Origin of the sequence: Pseudomonas sp. S31 (assembly GCF_016648105.1) — a bacterium.
GTDB lineage: Bacteria > Pseudomonadota > Gammaproteobacteria > Pseudomonadales > Pseudomonadaceae > Aquipseudomonas.
Genome location: NZ_JACVVE010000018.1, coordinates 92444 through 115344, shown reverse-complemented (window position 1 = coordinate 115344; position 22901 = coordinate 92444). Strand labels below are relative to the sequence as shown.

23 protein-coding genes and 1 pseudogene are annotated in these 22901 nt (G+C 65.7%); 7 read left to right on the top strand and 17 right to left on the bottom strand.

Annotated elements, in window-relative coordinates:
• Positions 1-144: 144 nt before the first annotated feature.
• Positions 145-2169 (top strand): mechanosensitive ion channel domain-containing protein, encoded by a 2025-nt coding sequence (locus IAE37_RS15315; RefSeq protein ID WP_201174899.1) that lies wholly within the window; start codon positions 145-147, stop codon positions 2167-2169.
• A 122-nt stretch (positions 2170-2291) separates the two neighbouring features.
• Here the strand turns inward: IAE37_RS15315 and IAE37_RS15310 are convergent, their stop codons facing one another.
• On the bottom strand, positions 2292-3218 hold the full coding sequence (locus IAE37_RS15310) for a class I SAM-dependent methyltransferase (RefSeq protein WP_201174897.1): 927 nt from the start codon (positions 3216-3218) through the stop codon (positions 2292-2294).
• A gap of 73 nt (positions 3219-3291) precedes the next feature.
• On the bottom strand, positions 3292-4185 hold the full coding sequence (locus tag IAE37_RS15305) for a DMT family transporter (RefSeq protein ID WP_201174895.1): 894 nt from the start codon (positions 4183-4185) through the stop codon (positions 3292-3294).
• Between the two features lie 133 nt (positions 4186-4318).
• Here IAE37_RS15305 and IAE37_RS15300 point away from each other — a divergent pair, with 133 nt between their 5' ends.
• The 3 genes from IAE37_RS15300 (at position 4319) to IAE37_RS15290 (ending at position 7669) form a co-directional block, all read left to right on the top strand.
• The gene (locus tag IAE37_RS15300) at positions 4319-4756 is read left to right on the top strand and encodes an Lrp/AsnC family transcriptional regulator (protein WP_201174893.1); all 438 of its coding nucleotides are present in this window, start codon (positions 4319-4321) and stop codon (positions 4754-4756) included.
• A gap of 641 nt (positions 4757-5397) precedes the next feature.
• Positions 5398-6924, top strand: a complete 1527-nt coding sequence (locus IAE37_RS15295) for an NCS1 family nucleobase:cation symporter-1 (protein WP_201174891.1) — start codon at positions 5398-5400, stop codon at positions 6922-6924.
• 16 nt (positions 6925-6940) lie between these two features.
• Complete coding sequence (locus IAE37_RS15290; RefSeq protein ID WP_201174889.1) at positions 6941-7669, top strand: aspartate/glutamate racemase family protein; 729 nt, start codon at positions 6941-6943, stop codon at positions 7667-7669.
• A 17-nt stretch (positions 7670-7686) separates the two neighbouring features.
• Here IAE37_RS15290 and IAE37_RS15285 read toward each other — a convergent pair.
• The 14 genes and pseudogenes from IAE37_RS15285 to ccmA form a co-directional block, all read right to left on the bottom strand.
• Positions 7687-7803 (bottom strand): annotated as a pseudogene (locus IAE37_RS15285) (histidine phosphatase family protein); the annotation flags it as partial.
• A 55-nt stretch (positions 7804-7858) separates the two neighbouring features.
• A complete protein-coding gene (locus IAE37_RS15280) occupies positions 7859-8197 on the bottom strand; it encodes an FKBP-type peptidyl-prolyl cis-trans isomerase (protein WP_201174887.1) in 339 nt (112 codons plus the stop codon).
• A 23-nt stretch (positions 8198-8220) separates the two neighbouring features.
• Positions 8221-9009, bottom strand: a complete 789-nt coding sequence (locus IAE37_RS15275) for a PhzF family phenazine biosynthesis protein (protein WP_201174885.1) — start codon at positions 9007-9009, stop codon at positions 8221-8223.
• 51 nt (positions 9010-9060) lie between these two features.
• Positions 9061-9999, bottom strand: a complete 939-nt coding sequence (locus IAE37_RS15270; RefSeq protein WP_201174883.1) for a 2-hydroxyacid dehydrogenase — start codon at positions 9997-9999, stop codon at positions 9061-9063.
• Positions 10000-10156: 157 nt separating this feature from the next.
• Positions 10157-10576 carry a hypothetical protein gene (locus tag IAE37_RS15265; protein ID WP_201174881.1) on the bottom strand — a complete coding sequence of 140 codons (420 nt, stop codon included), beginning with the start codon at positions 10574-10576 and terminating at the stop codon, positions 10157-10159.
• Between the two features lie 12 nt (positions 10577-10588).
• Positions 10589-11779, bottom strand: a complete 1191-nt coding sequence (ccmI, locus tag IAE37_RS15260; RefSeq protein WP_201174879.1) for a c-type cytochrome biogenesis protein CcmI — start codon at positions 11777-11779, stop codon at positions 10589-10591.
• Entirely contained in the window at positions 11772-12260 is a 489-nt protein-coding gene (locus tag IAE37_RS15255; RefSeq protein ID WP_201174878.1) for a cytochrome c-type biogenesis protein, read from the bottom strand. Before IAE37_RS15255 ends, ccmI begins: the two co-directional genes overlap by 8 nt.
• Positions 12257-12793, bottom strand: a complete 537-nt coding sequence (locus IAE37_RS15250; protein ID WP_201174877.1) for a DsbE family thiol:disulfide interchange protein — start codon at positions 12791-12793, stop codon at positions 12257-12259. Before IAE37_RS15250 ends, IAE37_RS15255 begins: the two co-directional genes overlap by 4 nt.
• Complete coding sequence (locus IAE37_RS15245) at positions 12790-14763, bottom strand: heme lyase CcmF/NrfE family subunit (RefSeq protein ID WP_201174906.1); 1974 nt, start codon at positions 14761-14763, stop codon at positions 12790-12792. The genes IAE37_RS15250 and IAE37_RS15245 overlap by 4 nt, the downstream gene beginning before the upstream one ends.
• An 11-nt stretch (positions 14764-14774) precedes the next feature.
• Entirely contained in the window at positions 14775-15230 is a 456-nt protein-coding gene (gene ccmE, locus IAE37_RS15240; protein ID WP_201174876.1) for a cytochrome c maturation protein CcmE, read from the bottom strand.
• On the bottom strand, positions 15227-15403 hold the full coding sequence (ccmD, locus tag IAE37_RS15235; RefSeq protein ID WP_133332240.1) for a heme exporter protein CcmD: 177 nt from the start codon (positions 15401-15403) through the stop codon (positions 15227-15229). The genes ccmE and ccmD overlap by 4 nt, the downstream gene beginning before the upstream one ends.
• Positions 15400-16167, bottom strand: coding sequence for a heme ABC transporter permease (locus IAE37_RS15230; RefSeq protein ID WP_201174875.1), 768 nt, complete (start codon positions 16165-16167; stop codon positions 15400-15402). The genes ccmD and IAE37_RS15230 overlap by 4 nt, the downstream gene beginning before the upstream one ends.
• Positions 16168-16212: 45 nt before the next feature.
• Positions 16213-16881: a heme exporter protein CcmB gene (gene ccmB / locus IAE37_RS15225; protein ID WP_008096270.1), complete on the bottom strand. Its 669-nt coding sequence runs from the start codon at positions 16879-16881 to the stop codon at positions 16213-16215.
• Positions 16878-17510: a cytochrome c biogenesis heme-transporting ATPase CcmA gene (ccmA, locus tag IAE37_RS15220; RefSeq protein WP_201174874.1), complete on the bottom strand. Its 633-nt coding sequence runs from the start codon at positions 17508-17510 to the stop codon at positions 16878-16880. Before ccmA ends, ccmB begins: the two co-directional genes overlap by 4 nt.
• 227 nt (positions 17511-17737) lie before the next feature.
• Here ccmA and fliK point away from each other — a divergent pair, with 227 nt between their 5' ends.
• The 3 genes from fliK (at position 17738) to IAE37_RS15205 (ending at position 22433) form a co-directional block, all read left to right on the top strand.
• A complete protein-coding gene (fliK, locus tag IAE37_RS15215) occupies positions 17738-19294 on the top strand; it encodes a flagellar hook-length control protein FliK (protein WP_201174873.1) in 1557 nt (518 codons plus the stop codon).
• Entirely contained in the window at positions 19291-19611 is a 321-nt protein-coding gene (locus IAE37_RS15210) for an EscU/YscU/HrcU family type III secretion system export apparatus switch protein (protein ID WP_201174871.1), read from the top strand. Before fliK ends, IAE37_RS15210 begins: the two co-directional genes overlap by 4 nt.
• Before the next feature lie 65 nt (positions 19612-19676).
• Positions 19677-22433 carry a dermonecrotic toxin domain-containing protein gene (locus IAE37_RS15205; RefSeq protein ID WP_201174870.1) on the top strand — a complete coding sequence of 919 codons (2757 nt, stop codon included), beginning with the start codon at positions 19677-19679 and terminating at the stop codon, positions 22431-22433.
• Between the two features lie 72 nt (positions 22434-22505).
• On the opposite strand, the gene IAE37_RS15200 is transcribed toward IAE37_RS15205, so the two are convergent.
• Positions 22506-22901 carry a DUF2802 domain-containing protein gene (locus IAE37_RS15200; protein WP_201174869.1) on the bottom strand — a complete coding sequence of 132 codons (396 nt, stop codon included), beginning with the start codon at positions 22899-22901 and terminating at the stop codon, positions 22506-22508.

Here is a 22901-nt window from a genome sequence, read left to right as displayed (position 1 = left end):
CCCCCCCCCCCCCCCCCCCCCCCCCCCCCCCCCCCCCCCCCCCCCCCCCCGACCCTGCTTACACACATCGAACTTTCCCCTCCCCCCCACAATCAGTTCCTTGAGTAACCCTGCCCCGCTCACCCCGGCCCAAGGAGTACTCCAGTGCTGCGCTTTCTCTCCACCTTGCTGCTCGGCTGCCTGCTGAGCACGCACCTGCTGGCCGCCGACCCGGCCCCCACAGAAGAACAACCCGCCGCCCCCGAACCGGTGCTGCAAGGCGGCCTGCTCGGCGCCCTGGCCGACGGGCTGGACAGCGCCGCGCAAGAACTCGACCTCGATGCCCACCTGGTCGATGCCTGGCGCCTGCGCACCGACCGTGCCGCCAAGGAGATGGAACGCCTGGTCGACCGCCACTCCGCGCGCGACACGCTGCAACTGACCGGCGACTTCCTGTTGCTGTCCGTCACCTGGGTCGCCAGCTTCGGCCTGCTCACGGTTCTGGGCCGCTGGCTCGCCAGGCGTGTCGGCCAGGCTGCCGCGATCGGCCAGCGCCCACGCCTGCGGGCATTGCTGGGCTACCTGTTGCCCTACACTGTGCCCGCCCTTGCCAGCCTGCCTGTCACGCTCTACGTCAGCCGCTTCCTCGACCCTTCGATAGCCCGCGCCCTCGGCCTGAGCCTGGCCTACGCCACCAGCAGCGGCTTGTTCTCCACCTCGATCATCCTCTGCCTGATCACCGTGTTCGATTACGCACACAAGCGTCGCGCCGTGGCGGCGATCCGGCGCCTGGCGCCGCGCCTGCTGTTCATGATCGGCTTCCTCGCAGCCTGGAGCGACGCCCTCACCAGCCCGCAGATCGCCCGCCAGCTGGGTGGCAATATCACCACCAGCATCGCCGTGCTTACCGGCCTGCTGGCCACTGCGATCTTCGCCAGCCTGGTGCTGCGTCTGCGCCGCCCGGTCGCCCACCTGATCCGCAACCGTTCGCTGAAGGACCGCCTGCAGCACCGCGCGGTACAGGAAACCCTGCGCATCTTTTCGGTGCTCTGGTACCTGCCGATCCTGTTGATGATCCTGGTGTCCGCCATCCACCTGATCGGTGCCGGCGAAGAAAGCCAGAAGGCCCTGCGCAACGCCTTGCTCACCACCGTGCTGCTGGTGGCCACGGTATTCCTCAGCACCGTGCTGCAGCACCTGCTGGCACCGCGCCCGGTGGATATGGCGCAGCGGGTGCGGCCCTACAAGGAGTTGCTGCGCAGCCTGGCCCATGCGCTGCTGCGCATCGCCATGGCCGTGGCCTTCATCGAGCTGCTGGGGCGTATCTGGGGCTTTTCGGTCATCGATTTCGCGCTGAGCAACCGCCTCGGCCAGGCCATCGGAAACTCGCTGTCGAGCATCGGCCTGATTTTGCTGGTCACCTGGCTACTGTGGGTGGTGCTCGACACCGCCATCCAGGAGGCGCTCAAGCCGCCCGTGGGTCGCCGCGCGAGTCGCCAGCCCAGCACCCGGGTAAGGACCATCCTGCCGATGCTGCGCAACGCCATCAAGGTGATCCTGATCGTCATCTGCACCATCACCACCATGGCCAACCTGGGCATCAACGTAGCGCCGTTGCTGGCCGGTGCCGGAGTGATCGGCCTGGCCATCGGCTTCGGCTCGCAACAACTGGTGCAGGACGTGATCACCGGGCTGTTCATCCTGATCGAGGACACCATCTCGATCGGCGACTGGGTGGTGCTCGACTCAGGCCACGCCGGCACCGTCGAGAGCCTGACCATTCGCACCCTGCGCCTGCGCGATGGCAAGGGCTTCGTGCATTCGGTACCGTTCGGGCAGATCAAGGCCGTCACCAACCAGTCGCGGCAGTTCGCCTACGCGTTCTTCTCGGTGCAGTTCACCTACGACAGCGACGTCGACCAGTCGCTGGCGTTGATCCACGAGGTGGGCAAGTCGATCAGCGAAGACCCGCTGCTGCGCATCAATCTGCAAGGGCCGTTGCAGGTGTTCGGGGTCGATCGCATGGACTTGAACGGGTTCGTGCTGACGGCGCAGTTCCGCACCATTTCCGGCGGGCAGTACGCAGTGAGCCGGGCGTTCAACGAGCGGCTGAAAAAGCGCGTGGACCAGACCGAGAATGTCAGTTTCTCGCAGGTGTATCCGTTGCCGGGGCCGGTGGTACCGGCTTGATGCTACCTGCACTGGCCTCTTTGCGGGACAAGCCCGCTCCCACAGCAAACCCGCTTGATGTCAGAACAGTGCGGTCTCTGTGGAAGCGGGCTTGCCCCGCGAAGAGGCCGGCACAGCTAACTTCATACCTGGCGGAATACCAATGCTTTGAGCCCCCCCGCCGGGTCGACATCGGGAAACTCCGGCGGGTTCTCCAACCGCTCGACGAAGGCCAACCCAGGCGCCTGCTCGGCCATGCCCTCGATCAGAAACTCAGGCCCGATCCCAGGGTCGTTGACACAAGCCAGCACCGTTCCGCCCGCGCTCAGCAACTCGGGCAAGCGCCGCAGGATCTTCGCGTAGTCCTGGGTCAGCACGAAGCTGCCGCGCTGGAAGGTCGGCGGATCGATGATGATCAGGTCATACGGCCCGTACTTGCGCACCTTGCCCCAGGACTTGAACAGCTCGTGGCCCAGGTAGGCCACGCGCGAGGCGTCATGGCCGTTGAGGCGGTGGTTGTCGCGCCCCCGCGACAGCGCCGACTTGGCCATGTCGAGGTTGACCACCTGTTCAGCGCCACCGGCAATCGCCGCCACGGAAAAACCGCAGGTATAGGCGAACAGGTTGAGCACCCGCTTGCCGGCCGCCTGCTCACGCACCCAGCGCCGGCCGTAGCGCATGTCGAGGAATAGGCCAGTGTTCTGCCGCACACCGAGGTCGAGCAGGTAGGTCAGGCCATCCTCGACCACTTCGCGTTGCTGGCACGGCTCGCCCAGCAGCCACTGGCCCGGGCTGTCGGGCAGGTAGCGGTGCTGGATGAGGATGGCCTGGCCGGCCCACTGCGGGCACTCGGCCAGCCTGCGCAGCATGGCTTCGAGCTCTATCAGCAGGCCAGCCTCGGGCTCGCGGAACAGCGCCACCGACAGCACACCCTGCAGCCAGTCGACCGTCACCTGCTCGAGCCCCGGCCAGCAGCGGCCACGGCCGTGGAACAGGCGGCGGGTTTCGGTAGGAGCGGGGTCGAGGGCGGCGAACAGGTGCTGCTCGAGGGTGGCGATCGGCGAAGTCATGGTGGGTCGCAGGCAGATGAAAGAGGCGCATTCTACCGCCTGAAGCCGCTTCGCGCCCTATCGCCGGCAAGCCCTACACGATTACTGGCGCCTTGGCGCGGAACCACCACCCCTGCTGCATCCCTGCCGCCGCCAGCAGGATCAATGCCACCCCCAGCCATTGCAGCGGCGCCAGGCGATGCCCGAAGGCCACCCAGTCGACCAGGATCGCCGCGATCGGGTAGATGAACGACAGCGCACCGGTCAACGCTGTCGGCAACCGCTGGATGGCGCTGTACAGCAGCACATACATCAGCCCGGTATGCACCATGCCCAAGGTTACCAGGCTGGCCAGAGCCGAGGCTTCGCCCGGCAGGCTGCCAAGCTTCACCCACGGCGCCAGCAGCATTACCCCAGTGGCCACCTGGACCAGGGCGATCAGGTGCGGTGGTGTGCCGGCAAGGCGCTTGATGATCAGCGCGGCGACCGCGTAAAGGAATGCCGCTCCGAGGGCCAGGCCGATGCCCGCCAGATACGCCTCGCCGCTGGCCTGGCCGGCGCCATGGGCGCTGACGATCGCCAGCATGCCGAGAAAGGCCACGCTCAACCAGGTGAACTTGGCGACGGTGATCTTCTCGCCCAGAAACAGCGCCGCCAGGCCCACCAGCATGAACGGCTGAACGTTGTACACCGCCGTACCGATGGCGATCGAGGCCCGCGAATAGGAGGCGAACAGCAGCAACCAGTTGCCAACGATGGCCACGCCGCTGACCACCGCCCACAGCAATGCGGTGCGGCTGATCACGCCGGCCTTGAGAAAACCGAACGCCGCGCAGATCACCAGCAAGGTACCGGTGCCGAACACGCAACGCCAGAACACCACCTCCAGCACCGGTCGCCCCGACACCAGCACGAACCAGCCGATGGTGCCGGAAATCAGCATGGCGCCGATCATTTCCAGCGAGCCGCGACGCAGTGAACTGTCCATCCCGCACCTCCTCTTGACGAAGGACACAGTATGCGCAGGCGACAGCCGTGCCTGCCATGGGATAAACAAGGCGCGATCACGCTTTCGCCTTTACTATCAAGGCAAACCTGCTCAATGACCTGACGAGATAGCCATGACCGATGCCATCGACCAACTGCTGATCAACGCCCTGATGGAAGATTCGCGCCGCTCGCTCAAGGCCCTGGCGCAGATCAGCGGCCTCTCCGCCCCCAGCGTCAGCGAACGCCTGCGCCGCCTCGAAGAGCGCGGCGTGCTGCGGGGCTATACCGTGGACGTCGACCCGCGCAGCTTCGGCTACCAGCTGCAGGCCATCGTGCGCATCCGCCCGCTGCCGGGGCAACTGCAGGAAGTGGAGCGGCAGATCATCGCCATCCCCGAGTTCACCGAATGCGACAAGGTGACCGGCGAGGACTGCTTCATCGCCCGGCTGCATGTGCGCTCGATGGAGCAGCTCGATACCCTGCTCGACCGGATCAACGTACTCGCCGAGACCAACACCGCCATCATCAAGAAGAGCCCGGTGAAGCGGCGGTTGCCGCCGATGGAGTGATGCCCTCCTGCCGCGACCCTTTCGCGGGGCAAGCCCGCTCCTACACCGACCGCGCAAGCCAGCATCACAGACTCACGCGGACTCTGTAGGAGCGGCCTTGTGCCGCGATGGGCCGCAAAGCGGCCCCGGCGATCTCAAAGTGAACAGCATTACGATCCTGAGCGGGCTAGTCGGACCGCCCACGAAAGGCCAAACCTGAAAAAGCTGACTATTTTATGTACACAAAAACGTCACTTTAAGTGTCATTTTTGTGTGCACTTTTTCCATCTAGCGCACCAATAAGTTACACCCATCGCTCAATAAATTCTGACCATTTGATCAACTAAAAAGCCCATTGAAAATTTAAACCTGTTCATTCGGTCAACTTATAGATGATCCATTTCATCAACTTACCTATCAATTAGTCAGATTCAAAATAGTGGCCATCTGAATTCCACATTGTGCCTGGCATGGAACTCGCTTTTGTGTGCCCATGTTTTGTATACAAATTAAACAAAACATAAATACACAAGAACCCGCGACGCCGGTCCAATCCCGGCCGCCGCGCCCAGAACCCAGTGATGCAACGCCTGCACCGACGAGATGGCGAGCCCGTGCGCCAGCGCCCGCTCATCGCAGTCACGCATCAGGAGCCTGCCGGAATGAGTACCAGTGTCGACCTTGCCCCTGAACTGTCCGTTGCCAGCGCCGACCCCGCCGCTACCCTGACCCATCCACCTCTCGAACTCAGCCCGCGCCTGCACAACCGCGACCTCGCCCCGACCCGCATCGAAGGCCGCCGCTGGGGCCGCTACAGCATCTTCGCGCTGTGGACCAACGATGTGCACAACATCGCCAACTACTCGTTCGCCATGGGCCTGTTCGCTCTGGGCCTGGGCGGCTGGCAGATCCTCATGTCGCTGGCGATCGGCGCGGCGCTGGTGTACTTCTTCATGAACCTGTCCGGCTACATGGGGCAGAAAACCGGTGTGCCGTTCCCGGTGATCAGCCGCATTGCCTTCGGCATCCACGGCGCGCAATTGCCCGCGCTGATCCGTGCGATCATCGCCATCGCCTGGTTCGGCATCCAGACCTACCTGGCCTCGGTGGTGCTGCGCGTGTTGCTCACTGCGGTCTGGCCGCAACTGGCCAGCTACGACCACAATGCCATCCTCGGGCTGTCGAGCCTGGGCTGGGTGTGCTTCGTGGCCATCTGGCTGGTGCAGCTGGCGATCCTCGCCTACGGCATGGAGATGGTGCGCCGCTACGAAGCCTTCGCCGGCCCGGTGATCCTGCTCACCGTCGCCAGCCTGGCGGTGTTCATGTACTTCAAGGCCGATGCCCGCATCGCCTGGTCGGTGGCAGAGCCCCTGACCGGCTATGAGATGTGGCGCAACATCTTCGCCGGTGGCGCCCTGTGGCTGGCGATCTACGGCACCCTGGTGCTCAACTTCTGCGACTTCGCCCGCTCCTCGCCCTGCCGCAAGACCATCCGCGTCGGCAACTTCTGGGGCCTGCCGGTGAACATCCTGGTGTTCGCCATGATCACCGTGGTGCTGTGCGGCGCGCAGTTCCAGATCAACGGCCAGATCATCGACAGCCCGACGCAGATCGTCGCCGCCATCCCCAGCACGCCGTTCCTGGTGCTCGGCTGCCTGGCTTTCCTGATCGTCACCGTGGCGGTGAACATCATGGCCAACTTCGTGGCCCCAGCGTTCGTACTGAGCAACCTGGCCCCACGCCACCTGAACTTCAAACGCGCCGGTCTGATCAGCGCGACCCTGGCGGTGCTGATCCTGCCGTGGAATTTGTACAACAGCCCGTTGGTGATCGTGTACTTCCTGTCGGGCCTCGGCGCCCTGCTCGGCCCGCTTTACGGGGTGATCATGGCCGACTACTGGTTGCTGCGCAAAGGCCGTATCAACGTGCCGGAGCTGTACAGCGAACACCCGGACGGCGCCTACCACTACAGCAAGGGCATCAACCTGCGCGCCGTCGCCGCCTTCGCACCTGCGGCGCTGCTGGCCATCGTCCTGGCCCTGGTACCCAACTTCCACGGCATCGCGCCGTTCTCCTGGCTGATCGGCGCCGGCATCGCCGCAGCGCTGTACCTGCTGATCGCCCCGCGTAACCGCCAATACCACGATGTCAGCGGCGAATGCATCGCTGTCGATCACCACAGCCACTGATCAAGGATCAACCGCCATGCGTATTCTGATTGCCAACGTCAACACCACCGAAGCCATCACCGAGGCCATCGCCGAGCAGGCGCGCGGCGTCGCCTCACCCGGTACCGAGATCGTCGGCCTGACGCCCTGGTTCGGCGCCGAGTCGGTGGAGGGCAACTTCGAGAGCTACCTGGCCGCTATCGCGGTCATGGACCGGGTGCTGGCCTACGACGGCCCCTACGATGCGGTCATCCAGGCAGGCTATGGCGAACACGGCCGCGAAGGCCTGCAGGAACTGCTCGACGTGCCGGTGGTGGACATCACCGACGCAGCCGCCAGCACCGCCATGTACCTGGGCCACGCCTACTCGGTGGTGACCACCCTGGACCGCACCGTGCCGCTGATCGAGGACCGCCTGAAGCTCTCCGGCCTGTACGACCGCTGCGCCTCGGTGCGGGCCAGCGGCCTGGCCGTGCTGGAACTGGAACAGGACCCGCAACGGGCCGTGGAGGCCATCGTCGAGCAGGCCGAGCGTGCCGTGCGCGACGACAAGGCCGAAGTCATCTGCCTGGGCTGCGGCGGCATGGCCGGGCTGGACGAGCAGATACGCCAGCGCACCGGGGTGCCGGTGGTCGATGGCGTGAGTGCCGCGGTGACCATCGCCGAATCACTGGTACGCCTGGGGCTCAGCACCTCGAAGGTACGCACCTACGCCACGCCTCGGCCGAAGAAGGTGCTGGGCTGGCCGATGCGCCTGGGCCGCTGAGAGCAGCTCCGCCAACCTCAGGTCTGGCGGCTCGACGCACCATCGTCCAGGCCCTGACGCATGGCACGGCTTTGCAAGGTCGCCTTGCCGTCGTGCCAGGTCAGGGTCAGCACGTACAGTGAGCCGAAGTCGTCGCGGATGCCGTTCCCTAGGCAAGGCTGAGGTTAGCGTGCGGATGTTGCTGAACGCTCAATCATCGCGCGTCAGCACTTCCAGCAACTCGATTTCGAAAGTCAGGTCCGAATTCGCGGGGATCTTCCCCACGCTGCGCTCGCCATAGCCCAGGTGCGCCGGCACCAGCAGCTTGCGCTTGCCGCCCACGCGCATGCCGATGATCCCCTGGTCCCACCCCTTGATCACGCGACCTGTGCCGATCACGCACTGGAACGGTTTGCCCCGCGACCAGGATGAATCGAATTCACGGCCGTCGGCGAGCCAGCCAGTGTACTGAGTAGTGATCAGCGCACCCTTGACGGCCGGTTTGCCGTCGCCTTCCTGCAGCTCGATGATTTGCAATTCACCGCTCATGGATATCCCCCAATGCCGATTGATCAGATGAACACGCTACCGCGCAGGTATAGCGCCGCACGGCCACTGATGATCACCCGGCCGTTACCTGGTACCTGGCAGTGCAGTTGGCCCTTGCGTGCGCCGCCCTGCTCGCAGCTGAGGCTGGCTTTGCCCAGGCGCTCGGCCCAGATCGGCGCCAGCGACGTGTGCGCGGAACCTGTGACCGGATCTTCGTTGACCCCGACGTTCGGGCCGAACCAGCGGGTGACGAAGTCGTAGCCACGGCCGGCCGCCGTCACCGCGATTCCGCGCACCGGAAATGCCGACAAGGCGACGAAGTCGGGGGTCAGTGGTTCGATCAGTGCAACGTCATCGACCACCAGTACATAGTCGTCAGACTGGTAGATCGTATCGACACCACTCAGACCAAGGGCTTCCAGCAGGCCCGCCGGGGGTTCGATTGCCACCGGCTGCTTGGCCGGGAAGTCCATCGCCAGCAAACCATCGGCGCCACGGCTGACCCGCAGCTCGCCGCTGCGCGTATTGAAGCGCAGCACCTCGGCCTGCTCGCCCAGTTGCTCGAACAGCACATAGGCCGAAGCCAGGGTGGCATGGCCGCACAGGTCGACTTCCACCGAGGGGGTGAACCAGCGCAGGTCGTAGGTTTCGCCGGTGCGCACGAAATAGGCCGTTTCGGACAGGTTGTTCTCTTCGGCGATGCGTTGCAGCACATCGTCCGGCAGCCAGCTGTCGAGGGGGATCACCGCCGCCGGGTTGCCACCGAAGGGTTCGGCGGAAAAGGCATCGACCTGGAAGATTTCGAGTTGCATGCGAACACTCCTGTGAGCCCGGCCTCTACCGGGCGGAAACGAAAGCGAAGGTTATCGGTGCACCGGGGTCAGCACTGGCTCGCCGGCGAAGAACGCTTGCAGGTTGCGCAGCACCAGAGCCACGGTGTCGCGCGCCGCTTCCGGCGACTGGCCGGCGACATGGGGCGTGAGCACGGTGTTGCCGAGCGCCTTGAGGCTGTCGGGCACGGCGGGTTCGTCATCGAACACATCCAGCGCGGCGCCGGCGATCAGGCCCTGCTCCAGGGCAGCCACCAGGGCCTGGGTATCGACCACACTGGCGCGGGCGATATTCACCAGGTAGCCCTCGGCGCCCAGCGCCTCGAGCACTTGGGCATCGACCAGATGGTGGGTGCCGGCACCACCGGGGGTAGCGACGACCAGGATATCCACGGCATCGGCCAGGTGCAGCGGGCTGTCGTACCAGGTATAGGGCAAGTCCCGGCGCGGTGTGCGGCTGTGGTAGCTGACGTTCATGTCGAACCCCAGGCTGGCGCGCTTGGCAATGGCTTGACCGACTGCACCGAAGCCCAGTACGCCGAGGCGCTTGCCGCTGACTGAAGGGCTGATCACTCGGTTCCATTCGCCACGCCGAGTGCTGGCGTCGGCGCGCGGGATGTCGCGCAGCAGCGCCAGCAGGATGGCCATCGCATGGTCGGCGACCGGGCCGGCGTTGGCGCCGGCCCCATTGGTGACGGTGATGCCACGGGCTGCGGCGGCGGCCAGGTCGACCTGCTCGTAGCCGGCACCGATCACACAGATGATGCGCAGTTCTGGCAACGCCTCGATCTCGGCAGCTGTGAGGCCCAGCGGACCGCGGGTGAGGACGGCATCGATCTCGCTGGCGTGGCGTTGGATGGCGTCGGCGCGCAGCGCCGGGGATGGTGCACGGATCAGCCGATAACCAGCCTGTTCGAGCAGCGGCAGGTAATCGTCGACGGTTTCAACCAGTACCAGGACTGTCTTGCTCATGCCACCTCCGGGTCAATTCGAAGGGGCATTATGCGGAGTCAGTGGCCGGTACAGTCAATCGGTAAATTGGGGTTTAACTGTACTGTATCGGTTGGGTTCGTGGTGCCCCTGTAGGAGCGGGTTCACCCGCGAAGAGGCCACACCCAACCATCAGACATCACTGCGCGAACGCCCGCCCCAGACCACCCGGCACGCCACTGCTGTCGGTTTCCTGCCAAGGCCCATCCGGGCTCAGCGACCAGCTCCAACCCTTGTCATAGCGATAATAGGTACGCTGGCGGTAGAACGTATTGGTCTTCTTCTCCAGCACATACACCCCCAGCTTGGGATCCCAATGGCTCGCCCCTCCTGGTGGTGGCGCGAAGCTCGCCGAGGTGCGCGGCATCGGCTTGGGAATCGACGCCGGCTGGCTCGGCTGGGTGGACGGCTGGCCATCTGGCAATGGCTTGACCACTGGCCCCTGGTGCGGCGGGGGCGTCTCGATCGGCGGCGTCGGCTGCTGGGCCGGCTCATGCACCGTACAGGCGGACAAACCCAGGGCCAGGGTGATCAGGGTCAGGCGTAGGGTGTTGTGCATGGCGTCGTTCTCTTACCGGTCGGGGCTGTCGATGACCAGCTGTTGCTGGGCCTGGGTGGAATTGGCCAGCGGCGCGCCCTGGCCGATCCACTCGCCTCGGGTCGGCTGGCCAGCGCGCGAGACACGGGCAACCAGTTGGACTTGCGGGAAGTCCGACAGTTTCATCTGCGGCATCATCGCGTCGGCATCGGACAACTCCACCTCGATGGGCAACTGCGCCACGGTCACGCGCTTGGCCGCCAGGGGCATCGGCGGGCCATTGCTGGCGCGGGCGAAGATGAACACGGTGTCGTCGGGCTTGACCTTGTCCTTGAGCGCTGCCGCCAGCTCGACCCGAACCTTCAACCGTGCACCAACCGGCGCCGCGGGCTTGGCGGCGCTACCACCCAAACGTTCGGCGGCGCGGTCGATGCCGCCCTGCAATGCTGCCCGCGACGAGTCGCCCTCGGGCAACAGCACCAACAGGCGATTCCAGTAGTCGATGGCCTCCTGGTAACGCTCACCCTCGAACGCGGCGATGCCGCGCAGGCCGAGGCTGGTGACTTCCTTCGGATCGGCCTGCAACGCCTCGTCGGTCAGCGCCTGGAGCTGCCCGCTCCATTGCTTGTCGGCGGCAAAATACAGCGCCTGGGCCCATTGCCCGAGCAGCTCGGGCTGACGGCCAGCCAAGGCCACGGCGCGCTCGAAGGCCCGCGCAGCATCGGCCGGGCGTTGCTCGGCCATGTAGGCGCGGCCGAGGAAGTACACGCCTTCGGCCGACTCTGGCTGGGCCTCGACGGCACGCTCCAGGCGCGTGGTCATTTCCTCCATGGTCTTTGGCGCGGCGGCGAACTCCTGGGTCAGCTGGACCTGGTCGGCGGCGCCGAAGTGCAGGTACAGCCCCAGTGCCAGCAAGGGCACCAGCAGCGCCGCCAGCAGTGGCAAGGCCTTGCCCAGGTGGCCCTGGCGCAGCGGCTCGGCACCTTCGGTGTCGGCCAGCAACTCACGCGCCGCCTCGTCACGGCCCTTGCCCAGTTGCGCCGCATCGAGCACGCCGGCGGCTTGCTGGGCCGCCAGTTCGTCGATACGTTCCTGGTACAGGGCCACGTTGAGGGCGGTACGGTCTTCTTCCTGCTGGCGGGTACGCCCACGCAGGATCGGGATCAGCAAAAAGCCGAAGGCGACGAGCAGCAGCAGGCCCGCGCTAAGCCAGAGTTCAATCATGGGTCTGTTCTTTTTCCAGCAGTTTGGCGAGGCGCTCGCGTTCGTCGGCGGACAGCTCCGGGTTCCCTTGCGTGGCCGCGCCACGACGGCGCCGCACGATCACCGCCAGCACCACGAAGCCCGAAGCCAGAAGGATGCCGGGCCCGAACCAGAGCAGCCAGGTGCGGCTGCTGAGCGCCGGCTTGTAGCGCACGAAGTCGCCATAGCGATCGACCATGAAGTCGACGATCTGCTGGTTGCTCTTGCCTTCGCCGAGCATGCGGAAGATTTCCCTGCGCAGGTCGGCGGCGATCGGTGCGTTGGAGTCGGCGATGTCCTGGTTCTGGCACTTGGGGCAGCGCAGCTCCTTGGTCAGTGCCTGGTAGCGTTCGCGCTCGGCCTCGTCGCGGAACTGGTACGTGTCGATAGCCGCCTGGGCCACGCTGGCCAGGCCCAAGCCCAGGTAAAGCCCCAGCACGGCGGCGGCGAGCCAGCGCCTCATGGCTTGGCCTCGTCGACCAGCCCCTGGTACAACGGCGCCAGTTGCTCGCGCCAGACCGTGGCATCGACCACGCCGACGTGCTTGTAGCGGATGATGCCCTGGGCATCGATGAGGAAGGTTTCCGGCGCGCCGTACACCCCCAGGTTCAGCCCCAGGCTGCCCTGTTCGTCGCGGATGTTCAGCTGGTACGGGTTGTGGAACTCGGCCAGCCACTTCTGCGCGGCGGCGTTGTCATCCTTGTAGCTGACCCCGTGAATCACCACGCCCTGCTCGGCCAGCTGGTTGAGGTACGGGTGCTCGACCTTGCACGACGGGCACCAGGTGCCCCACACGTTGACCAGCGCCGGACGGCCGAGCAGGTCGGCCTGGGTCAGGGTCCGCTCACCTTCCACTGCGGGTAGGGAGAACGTCGGGAACGGCTTGCCGATCATCGCCGAGGGCAGCTCGTCGGGCTTGAGGAACAGCCCCTTGTAGAGAAACACCGCCAGCAGCAGGAACACCGCCAGCGGCAACACCATGATCCAACGCTTCATGCAGCTGCTCCAGACACGCCCAGGGCCTCTTGCACCCGGGTCTTGACCTTGACGCGGTAGCGCCGGTCGAGGGCCGCCAGCAACCCGCCCAGGCCAGTCAGCAGACCGCCCAGCCAGATCCAGCGAACGTAAGGCTTGATGTGCACGCGCACGGCCCAGGCGCCGTTCTCCAGCGGCTCGCCGAGGGCGACGTACAGGTCGCGGGTGAAACCGGCGTCGATGCCGGCCTCGGTCATCATCGACTGCTGCACGGTGTACAAGCGCTTTTCAGGATGCAGCGTGGTCACTTCGCGGCCGTCGCGGGTGACCACGATGGTCCCTTTGTCGGAGATGAAGTTCGGCCCCTCGAAGTGCTTGGCGCCCTGGAACAGGAACTGGTAGCCGCCCAGCTCGACGCTTTCGCCCGGTGCCATGCGCAGGTCGCGCTCGGCGCTGTTGTTGCTCGACAGCACCACGCCCAGGGCACAGACCGCCAGGCCCAGGTGCGCCAGCTGCATGCCCCAGTAGCTGCGGCTCAGGCCGCGCACGCCCTTGCTCAGCCCCTTGTGGCGGGTCTTGTCGAAGATGTCGCGCACACCGCCGAGCACCACCCAGGCCGCCAGGGCGAACACGCTCAGGGTCGGCCAGTCGAAATCGTCGACGATGAAGCCGGCCACCGGTGCCAGCACCACGCTGGCGATCAGCACCGGGGTCAACATGCTGATCAGCCACTTGCCCGGGGTGTCCTTCCAGCGCACCACCACGCCAATGCCCAGCACCACCATCAGCAGCGCCATCAACGGCAGGAACAACGCATCGAAGTACGGCGGGCCGACCGACAGCTTGGCCCCGGTCAGGGCGTCGAGTACCAGCGGATACAGCGTGCCGAGCAGGATCATCGAGGCCGCCACGACCAGCACCAGGTTGTTCGCCAGCAACAGCGTCTCACGCGACCACAGGGCGAAGCCGACCTGGCTCTTGACCACCGGGGCGCGCAAGGCGAACAGGGTCAGCGAGCCACCGACCACGAACAACAGGAAGATCAGGATGAACACGCCACGCGACGGGTCGGCGGCGAACGCGTGCACCGAGGTCAGCACCCCGGAGCGCACCAGGAAGGTGCCCAGCAGGCTCAGCGAGAACGCGGCGATCGCCAGCAGCACGGTCCAGCTCTTGAACACCCCGCGTTTCTCGGTCACCGCCAGCGAGTGGATCAGTGCGGTGCCCACCAGCCAGGGCATGAACGAGGCGTTTTCCACCGGGTCCCAGAACCACCAGCCGCCCCAGCCCAGTTCGTAGTACGCCCACCACGAGCCCAGGGTGATGCCCACGCCAAGAAAGGCCCAGGCAACGATGGTCCAGGGCCGCGACCAGCGCGCCCAGGCCGCATCCAGGCGCCCGCCGAGCAAGGCGGCGATGGCGAAGGCGAACGCCACCGAGAAGCCCACGTAGCCCATGTACAGCATCGGTGGATGGACGATCAGGCCGAAGTCCTGCAACAGTGGGTTGAGGTCGCGGCCATCGCCGGGCACCTGCGGCAACAGGCGCGAGAACGGGTTGGAGGTGATGATCAGGAAGCTCAGGAAGCCGACGCTGATCATGCCCATCACCGCCAGCACCCGCGCCAGCATCACTTGCGGCAATTGCCGCGAGAACACCGACACGGCGAAGGTCCAGCCGCCGAGGATCAGCGCCCACAGCAGCAGCGAGCCCTCGTGCGCACCCCACACGGCGCTGAACTTGTAGTACCAGGGCAAGGCGCTGTTGGAGTTGCTGGCCACGTAGGCGACCGAGAAGTTGTCGGTCATGAAGGCATGGGTGAGGCAGCCGAAGGCAAACGCGAGAAAGGCGAATTGCCCCCAGGCCGCCGGCCGCGCCAGGCTCATCCACAGGCTGTCGCCGCGCCAGGCGCCGAGCAGCGGCAGCGTGGCCTGCACGGCCGCGAAACAGATCGCCAGGATCATCGCCAGCTGGCCGAGTTCGGGGATCAGCAACGCCGCGTTCATGGCTTGGCCTCCGCACCGGTGGCGGCCTGGCCGCTTTCCTTCAGGGCCTTGGTGACCTCCGGCGGCATGTATTTTTCGTCGTGCTTGGCCAGCACCTCGTCAGCCACCACCACGCCTTCGGCGTTGAGCTTGCCCAGGGCGACGATACCCTGCCCTTCGCGGAACAGGTCGGGGAGGATGCCACGGTAGGTGATCGGCACCGACTTGTTGAAATCGGTGACCACGAAGCGCACGTCGAGCGAGTCGGCCGAACGCTGCACCGAGCCCTTCTCGACCATGCCACCGGCGCGGATCCGCGTGTCCTGCGGCGCCTCGCCATTGGCGATCTGGGTCGGGGTGTAGAACAGGTTGATGTTCTGTTGCAGGGCGCTCAGGGCGAAGCCGACGGCGAGCGCCACGCCGACCAGCAGGCCAAGGATCAGGAACAGGCGTTTCTTGCGCTGCGGATTCACTGGTTGTTCTCCCGGCGCAGGCGACGCGCCTCTTCTTGCAAGTAGCGGCGGCGAGCCAACAGGGGCGCAGCGACATTGATCGCCAGGACCGCCAGGCAGATGCCGTAGGCCGTCCAGACATACAGGCCATGGTGCCCCATGGCGACGAAGTCGGCGAATGAAGCAAATTTCATCGTGCGGCCCTCCGCCCCAGGCTGCTCAACACCTCTTCCCTGACCCAACTGGCGCGGGCTTCGCGCTTGAGCACCTCGAGGCGCATGCGCAGCAGCAGCACCGCGCCGAAGAAGCAGTAGAAGCCCAGCGCCGTGCACAGCAGCGGCAGCCACATCTCGGCGGGCATCGCCGGCTTTTCGGTGAGGGTGAAGGTGGCGCCCTGGTGCAGGGTGTTCCACCACTCCACCGAGTACTTGATGATCGGGATGTTGATCACGCCGACGATGGCCAGCACCGCGCAGGCCTTGGCCGAGCTGTCGCGGTTGCTGATGGCCTGGCCGAGGGCGATGATGCCGAAGTACAGGAACAACAGGATCAGCATCGAGGTCAGGCGCGCGTCCCAGACCCACCAGCTACCCCAGGTCGGCTTGCCCCAGATGGCCCCGGTGACCAGCGCCACGGCGGTCATCCAGGCGCCGATGGGCGCCGCGCATTGCAGGGCGACGTCGGCCAGTTTCATCTTCCACACCACGCCCACCGCCCCGGCCACCGCCAGCAGCACGTAGCAGGATTGCGCCAGCATCGCCGCCGGCACATGGATATAGATGATGCGGAAACTGTTGCCCTGCTGGTAGTCCTGCGGGGCGAAGGCCAGGCCCCAGACCACGCCAGTGACCAGCAACAGCGCGGCCGAGACGGCCAGCCAGGGCAGCAGGCGGCCGCTGATGGCATAGAACCATTTCGGCGAGCCCAGTTTGTGGAACCACGTCCAGCTAATTTTCATCAGGTACATCCAGGGTATTAGCCGGGCTTGAAAGCCCGGGACTCGTTATTCGCCAACGCTGATCTTCAGGCCGGCCGCTATCGCAAAAGGCGCCAGGGTCACCGCCAGGGCGGTCAGGCTGGCCAACCACAGCAGGTGGCCAGTCGCCGGCATATTCTGCAGTGCCGCTTGCAAGGCGCCACTGCCCAGGATCAATACAGGGATATACAACGGCAGGATCAACAACGCCAGCAGCAAGCCGCCGCGCTTGAGGCCGACCGTCAGCGCCGCGCCCACCGCCCCTAACAGGCTCAACACCGGTGTGCCGAGCAGCAGCGAGCCGAGCAGCACCGGCAGGCAATGGCTCGGCAATCCGAGCATCAGCGCCAGCAACGGCGCCAACAATACCAGTGCCAGCCCGGAAAAGATCCAGTGCGCCAGCACCTTGGCCAGCACCAGCATGGCCAGTGGGTGCGGTGAGAGTACCCATTGCTCCAGCGAGCCGTCCTCGAAATCGCTGCGGAACAGGCCATCGAGCGACAACAGCACGGCCAGCAGCGCCGCGACCCACACCAGGCCCGGCGACAATGTTTGCAACAATTGGCTTTCCGGCCCGACCGCCAGCGGGAACAAGGCGACGACGATGGCGAAGAACACCAGCGGGTTGGCCAGCTCGGCCGGGCGCCGGAACAGCAACCGCGCTTCGCGGCGCAGCAACAGGATGAACACGCTCATGCCGCCCACTGTCCCAGGTTGAGTTCACGGTAGCCCGAGGGTTTGCGCTCGAGGGTATGGTGGGTGGTCAGCACCACCGTGCCGCCCTGCTCGCAATGGGCCGCCAGGTGCGCCTCGAGCTGGGCCACGCCCTGTTTGTCGAGGGCGGTGAACGGTTCGTCGAGGATCCACAACGGCGGGCCGTGCAAGTACAGCCGGGCCAACGCCACGCGGCGTTGCTGGCCTGCGGACAAGGTATGGCAGGGCACGTCCTCGAAGCCGCGCAGGCCAACCGCTGCCAGCGCCGCCCAGATGGCCTCGGCAGTGGCCGGCTGGTGCAGGGCACAGAGCCAGGTGAGGTTCTCCTCGGCAGTGAGCAGGTCCTTGATACCGGCGGCGTGGCCGATCCACAGCAGGATGCTGGCCAGGGCATGGCGCTGCTCGGCCAACGGCTTGCCGCCGAGCAGGATCTGCCCGGCGGTCGGCTGCATCAGCCCGGCCAACAGACGCAGCAGGCTGGTCTTGCCGCTGCCGTTGGGGCCGCTGATCTGCAGCATGTCGCCGGGGCGCAGCTGGAAATCCAGGTGCTCGAACAGCAGGCGCCAGTCGCGCTCGCAGGCCAGGCCCGCGGCTTGGAGGTGAAGGGTCACGGATTCGCCTTATTCTGTGTTCGGTTCGGGATCGGTGTCGCCCCATTCGCGGGTGAACCCGCTCCTACAGGAATTGCGCGGTATTCGAATACCCGCACACCGCTCCCGAACCCTATGCTCAAGTCGCCCCCCGCCCTGCCGTTATACTGGCAATGGCTGGCGGCCGGGCATTATTACATGAGCGGCCACGCTGCCAAGAGGCGGGTTCGACAGGTTGTATACAATACATGACTGAAATCAATAATGTCGGCGCGCAAACCGCCCTCAACCCACAAGTGATCAAGGCGGCCCTGACCAGCGAGCTGCTGACCCTGACCCAGGCGCAGCCAGGCCTGGTCAAACCCGGCGAGACCGCCCAGGCCGAAGTGCTGACCCTGCGCCAGAACGGCAATGAGTTCCTCCTGGTGTTACGCCTGGCCCAGGCCAACGGCGCCCAGGTCCAGGTCCAGGCCAGTTCCAGTCAACCGATTCCCCAGGGCAGCCAAGTCACTGTCAGCCAACCCGAGAGCAACCGCCTGGCGTTGCTGGTGCAACAGGCCACTGCCAGCAACGTCGCCACCCTCACCCGGCTGGACACCACCAAGGTGCCGGTCGGCACCCTGCTCCAAGGCAAGGTCCTGACTAACCAGGCGCTGCCTGCGGCGGCCGGGCAAGCGGCTGGATTCCGCTCGCTGGTCAGCCTGCTCAACACCGCCCAGGCCGGCGCCACCCTGACCATCGACAGCCCGCGCCCGCTAGCCATCGGCAGCCTGCTCAGCGCCCAAGTGCAGGGCGACCAGTCGCTGCGTTTCGTGCCGTTGAGCGGCCGCCAGGAACAACTCGACATCACCCAGCAACTGCAGGCCCAGCAAGGCCGCCAGGCGTCCTTGCCGAGCCTGCTCGGCGGCCTCCAGCAAATCGCCGGCAGCTCACAAGCCAACGGCGAGCTGCGCGCCGCCGCCGCCAATCTGCTGAACAGCCTGCCGGATGCGCGCCAGCTCAGTACACCCAAGACCCTCGTGGAAGCCTTGAACAACAGCGGTGTATTCCTTGAGGCCAAGCTGCTGGGCGGCCTCGCCGCTGGCGTGGCGCCCGACCTCAAGGCGCAGCTGGTGCGGCTGGTGGCACTGGTCTCGGCCAACGCCCCTGGCAGCCCCGCCGTGAGCGCGACCACCCTGGCCCAGGCCTTGCCGGCCATGGCCCGCAGCGCCCTGGGCCTGCTCGACCGGGTCAGCCCCAGGCAGCCACCCGGCGCCTTCCCGCTGCCCTCACGGCTGCTTCAGGCACTCGAGGATGAAAGTGACCTGCAACAGTTGCTACGCCTGGCCAGTGCGGCCATCTCGCGCCTGCAGAGCCACGCGCTGAGCAGCCTGCAGCAATCCGGAACACTGGAGAACGGCAACCTGCAGACAACCTGGCAAACCGAGATCCCAGTGCGCCATGGCCAGGACTTCATCCCCTTGCAGGTGAAACTGCAGCGCGAGGAAACCGCGCAACAACAGGCCGACCGGCAAGCCGAAGCGAAGGACCCACTGCTCGCCCTGTGGCGCATCGAGTTGGCCTTCGACTTGGCGCCGCTGGGGCCCTTGCAGGTCCAGGCGCAACTCAACCAAGGCCGGCTGAGCGGCCAGTTGTGGGCCGAACGCGAGCCGACGGCACGGCTGATCGACGCCCAGCTCGGCAACTTGCGCGAACGCCTGCTGGCCCGTGGCCTGGAGGTCGGCGACCTGGAATGCCACCCGGGCATCCCGCCACAAGGCCCACGTACCCGGGTCGAACAACGTTGGGTGGATGAAAACGCATGAACCCCAAGCAACCCCGCCAGGCCATCGCCCTGAGCTACGACGGCCAGCAGGCACCGACCCTGACTGCCAAGGGCGACGATGCCTTGGCCGAGGCGATCCTCGCCCTGGCTCGTGAGCACGAAGTACCCATCTATGAAAACGCCGAACTGGTGCGCCTGCTGGCACGCCTGGAGCTGGGCGAGCAGATCCCCGAGGCCCTGTACCTGACCATCGCCGAGATCATCGCCTTCGCCTGGCAGCTGCGCGGCAAGGTCCCGGTGGGCTTTGCCGACGAACCGCCGGCTGAACGCGACATCACGCCGACATCACAGCATTAAGTACCGCTGTCGATAAGACCTTTACGTCAACCATACGGGCTTCATCCACCAGCAAGGCCTGCAAGATGCCCAAGCCCAACATCAACGCCACCGGCGTGCAGTTCGTCCGTGACCACCTCAAAGGTTTCCCCCGTCCCGACCAGGAAGCCGCCAACGCCATCCGCACCTGGAGCGCCGAGCGTGGCCAGCCACTGGACCCGGACCGGGTCGAGGTGGTCACCTTCCATTACCTGCCGGATGGCCCGCGAGGCTACCTCGCCAGCATCACCCAACGCATGACCCTGACCCAGGCCGTGTTGGCCAATTGGCAGGGCGAAAGCAACAACGACCTGGTCGGCGCGCTGTTCGCCAGCCCCTGGGCCGGCACCTTCCCCGATGGCCCGGTCACCTTCGTCGACACCCTCCCCGCGCCCGGCCAATGGCACACCGGCAGGCGCTACGAGGCCTACAACGGCCTGTTCCGCATCGAACAATCCGCGCACATCGATGCCAGCACCCATGTACAGGTCCCGGCCGAGGCGTTCCAGAGCTTCATCTGGGATCTGGACTTGCATAGCTCCTACGTGGCCATGCTCGACCGCTACTGGCTACAGTCCTTCGACAGTCATCGCCTGTCAGCCAAACTGGCCTTCATCACTGCCTGCAACAAACAGGTGCAGGAAGGCAGCCTGAGCGACGCCGCGCGCAAGCTCGTCTGGCAAGCAGCCGGGCTGAGCGAGGAGGCACCGGGGCTACAAGCCTGCACCCTGAACATCTACGGCTACGCCAGTACCGACGCACTGTTGCTGAGCACCGCTCACAGCCCGAGGGTGGTGCTCTACCTGGCCGGCAACAGCTCGCCACTGCACGAATTCGCAAGCCTCGACCACCTGCGCGACTGGGTCGGCGAGCAATGCCGGGATGGCGACAAACGCGCCGCCCTCAAGCGTTACTTCGCTCTGGCCGACGGGCCGGATGGCCTGGATTTCAGCGGCCTGGACGAGGCCCTGATCGGCCTTGGGACCTACCCCGCCATCCACCACCGCTCGCCCCAGCGTGCCGGTTTTACCACCGACGGGCCCTGGGCGCCGCGCCAATACGTGCACTACCGGCCAGAGCACTACAGCACGCCGTTGACCGGCGACCTGTTCCAGGCCATGGCCGAGCGCCAGAAAACCCGCAGCTATGCCGACGCCGACTTCATCATCACCACGGACGGCGAAGTGACCAAGGCCCGTTGGCGCGGGTATCTGAACTCAGCCATGAACCTGTTGGCACCGCTGGCACTGGTGGTGCCCGAACTACTGGTGATCGTCGCTGCGGGCGGCATCGCCCAGTTCGGCCTGGGACTGGACCAGGCCATCAATGGCAAAGGCGCGCAGCAGCAGGCCGCAGGCGTCGAGACCCTCACATACGGGCTGCTCAATGCGGCGCTCCTGCCAGCTGCCGCCGAGCAACTGCGCCAGTTGTTCACGGTCAAGCGCGAAGGCTTCCTCCTGCTCCCCAGCCGGGTCAACGACCAATGGGGCTACCCGCTGAGCCCGCTGGACGCCCCCCGGCTCCCCGAGCTGGCAGTGGCCCGCTATTTCCACATTCCCGATGACATCGCTCCCCTGGCCGGCGCCGATGAGGCTACCGCTGGCGCGGTGATCAGGACGCCCCGGTACGATGGCCGACCGGACATGCTCGCGACCAGCATCGGTGGCTACAACGAAGAGGTGATTTACGACATGGAGCAGGACGCGTTCATAACCGAGCGCGATGCCAACGACGTAAGCCCGCAACTCTACGCAGCCCGCGCAGGTTCCAGGGAGTTGCGTCCCGTGGAGCGTGGGCGTCCGGTCACCGACATCATGCGCAGCGTCACCCTGCGGGCGCTGGGGGTGGACTTGCCGCTGCCCCTCGAACTCCCGGTAGAGCCCACCCCAGGCAGCTTGCCCATCCCTGAGACCATCTCCTGCCTGTGGGTGGGCGACAAGACCATCGACACCGACCTGATCGGCAACCTGGCGCGCAACGCCAGCCTGTTGAAGGACAGCAGCTACAGCTACCGCCTGTACCTGTCGAACGCCAACCCCGCCGCGTTCGCGGAAAACCTGCGCCTGCTCGGCGAGGGCGCAGCCGATCTGCAGGTGCTGCCGCTGGAGAAGCAGCCGTTCTATCAGGCATTCAGCCAGAGCCCCTATCATCAGCAGTACCAGGCGGCGCTGGACGGCAATGGCGGGGTGGCGACCAACTTCGCCTCGGCCTCGGATACGCTGCGCTATTACATGCTCGACCAGCAAGGCGGCATCTACATGGATGTGGACGATGCCATTCTGGCCGACGGTGAGCATCCCCACGAGATAGGCGGGGAGCCCCTGGGCCCGCCAGGCGAGCCGATCGACCAGGTGCCGTTGCTGGCAACGCCGGATGGCCTGCTGCTGCCGCCACCGATGTCCAACGAGAAGATGGGCATGACGTGCCTGTACAACACCAGCATCATCGGCAGCCATGCCAACAATCCGACACTCAAGGCCATCCTCGAAGAGATGCATGCACGGTTCCAGGCCAGCCCGGGGTTCTACGACAGCAAGCCGAGCCTGGCCAGCGACCCGGCAGGGTTCTATCGCTATGCCAGCGAGCTGAGCCGGCTGACCGGCCCGCGCCTGCTCACCGATATAATCGACCGACAGCTACCGAGCCTTTATCGTTTGCGACACGTGTACAACCTGGCGTGCCTGCCCAAAGTCAATGCCTGGTTGCGTGTGAATCCGGAGGCGGTGCGGCAAGCCACACGGAACCTGCTGCCGCTGAATCGGATTGCCAAGATTGGTGGTAGCCACTCCTGGGCCAGGACCTGATCGCTGCACAGGACGCTGAGCGGTGGGTTGCCGGTGCTGGCCCCGTAAAAGAGCTAGCACAGGCAGCCACGGTCACTCACCGCGATGCAGCTTGCTCATCAGCTCGGCCTCGGCCTGAGTCAGGCCACAGGTCTCGGTCAACTCCGAGACACTGGCGCCCATTCCTACCAGCTTGGCCGCCTGGGTGAAGGTCACACTGTTGGGATCGCGCTGCTCCAGTTGCTGCACCTTCTCGGGCAACGGCGCCACCACCGCGCGCAGCTCGTGGATGGCCTCGCCCATACGCACGCTGCCGTTCTGGTAGTCGTCCAGGCGCTTGGCCAGGTCCTTGATGCGCTGGTCGCGCACGGCATCGCCTGCGGCCTGCTCGGCGGCCAGTTCGCGCTGGCGCTTGCTGTAGTTGAGGAACAACCACAGGCTCAGCGCCCAGAGCAATGCCAGGAAGATGACAGCAGCCTCGAAAATCAA

Bases quoted from the DNA above. Each gene is read 5' to 3' on its own strand.
- IAE37_RS15310 (WP_201174897.1), bottom strand. From the start codon at position 3,218: ATGACTTCGCCGATCGCCACCCTCGAGCAGCACCTGTTCGCCGCCCTC.
- IAE37_RS15305 (WP_201174895.1), bottom strand. From the start codon at position 4,185: ATGGACAGTTCACTGCGTCGCGGCTCGCTGGAAATGATCGGCGCCATG.
- IAE37_RS15300 (WP_201174893.1), top strand. From the start codon at position 4,319: ATGACCGATGCCATCGACCAACTGCTGATCAACGCCCTGATGGAAGAT.
- IAE37_RS15295 (WP_201174891.1), top strand. From the start codon at position 5,398: ATGAGTACCAGTGTCGACCTTGCCCCTGAACTGTCCGTTGCCAGCGCC.
- IAE37_RS15290 (WP_201174889.1), top strand. From the start codon at position 6,941: ATGCGTATTCTGATTGCCAACGTCAACACCACCGAAGCCATCACCGAG.
- IAE37_RS15280 (WP_201174887.1), bottom strand. From the start codon at position 8,197: ATGAGCGGTGAATTGCAAATCATCGAGCTGCAGGAAGGCGACGGCAAA.
- IAE37_RS15275 (WP_201174885.1), bottom strand. From the start codon at position 9,009: ATGCAACTCGAAATCTTCCAGGTCGATGCCTTTTCCGCCGAACCCTTC.
- IAE37_RS15270 (WP_201174883.1), bottom strand. From the start codon at position 9,999: ATGAGCAAGACAGTCCTGGTACTGGTTGAAACCGTCGACGATTACCTG.
- IAE37_RS15265 (WP_201174881.1), bottom strand. From the start codon at position 10,576: ATGCACAACACCCTACGCCTGACCCTGATCACCCTGGCCCTGGGTTTG.
- ccmI (WP_201174879.1), bottom strand. From the start codon at position 11,779: ATGATTGAACTCTGGCTTAGCGCGGGCCTGCTGCTGCTCGTCGCCTTC.
- IAE37_RS15255 (WP_201174878.1), bottom strand. From the start codon at position 12,260: ATGAGGCGCTGGCTCGCCGCCGCCGTGCTGGGGCTTTACCTGGGCTTG.
- IAE37_RS15250 (WP_201174877.1), bottom strand. From the start codon at position 12,793: ATGAAGCGTTGGATCATGGTGTTGCCGCTGGCGGTGTTCCTGCTGCTG.
- ccmD (WP_133332240.1), bottom strand. From the start codon at position 15,403: ATGAAATTTGCTTCATTCGCCGACTTCGTCGCCATGGGGCACCATGGC.
- IAE37_RS15230 (WP_201174875.1), bottom strand. From the start codon at position 16,167: ATGAAAATTAGCTGGACGTGGTTCCACAAACTGGGCTCGCCGAAATGG.
- ccmB (WP_008096270.1), bottom strand. From the start codon at position 16,881: ATGAGCGTGTTCATCCTGTTGCTGCGCCGCGAAGCGCGGTTGCTGTTC.
- fliK (WP_201174873.1), top strand. From the start codon at position 17,738: ATGACTGAAATCAATAATGTCGGCGCGCAAACCGCCCTCAACCCACAA.
- IAE37_RS15210 (WP_201174871.1), top strand. From the start codon at position 19,291: ATGAACCCCAAGCAACCCCGCCAGGCCATCGCCCTGAGCTACGACGGC.
- IAE37_RS15205 (WP_201174870.1), top strand. From the start codon at position 19,677: ATGCCCAAGCCCAACATCAACGCCACCGGCGTGCAGTTCGTCCGTGAC.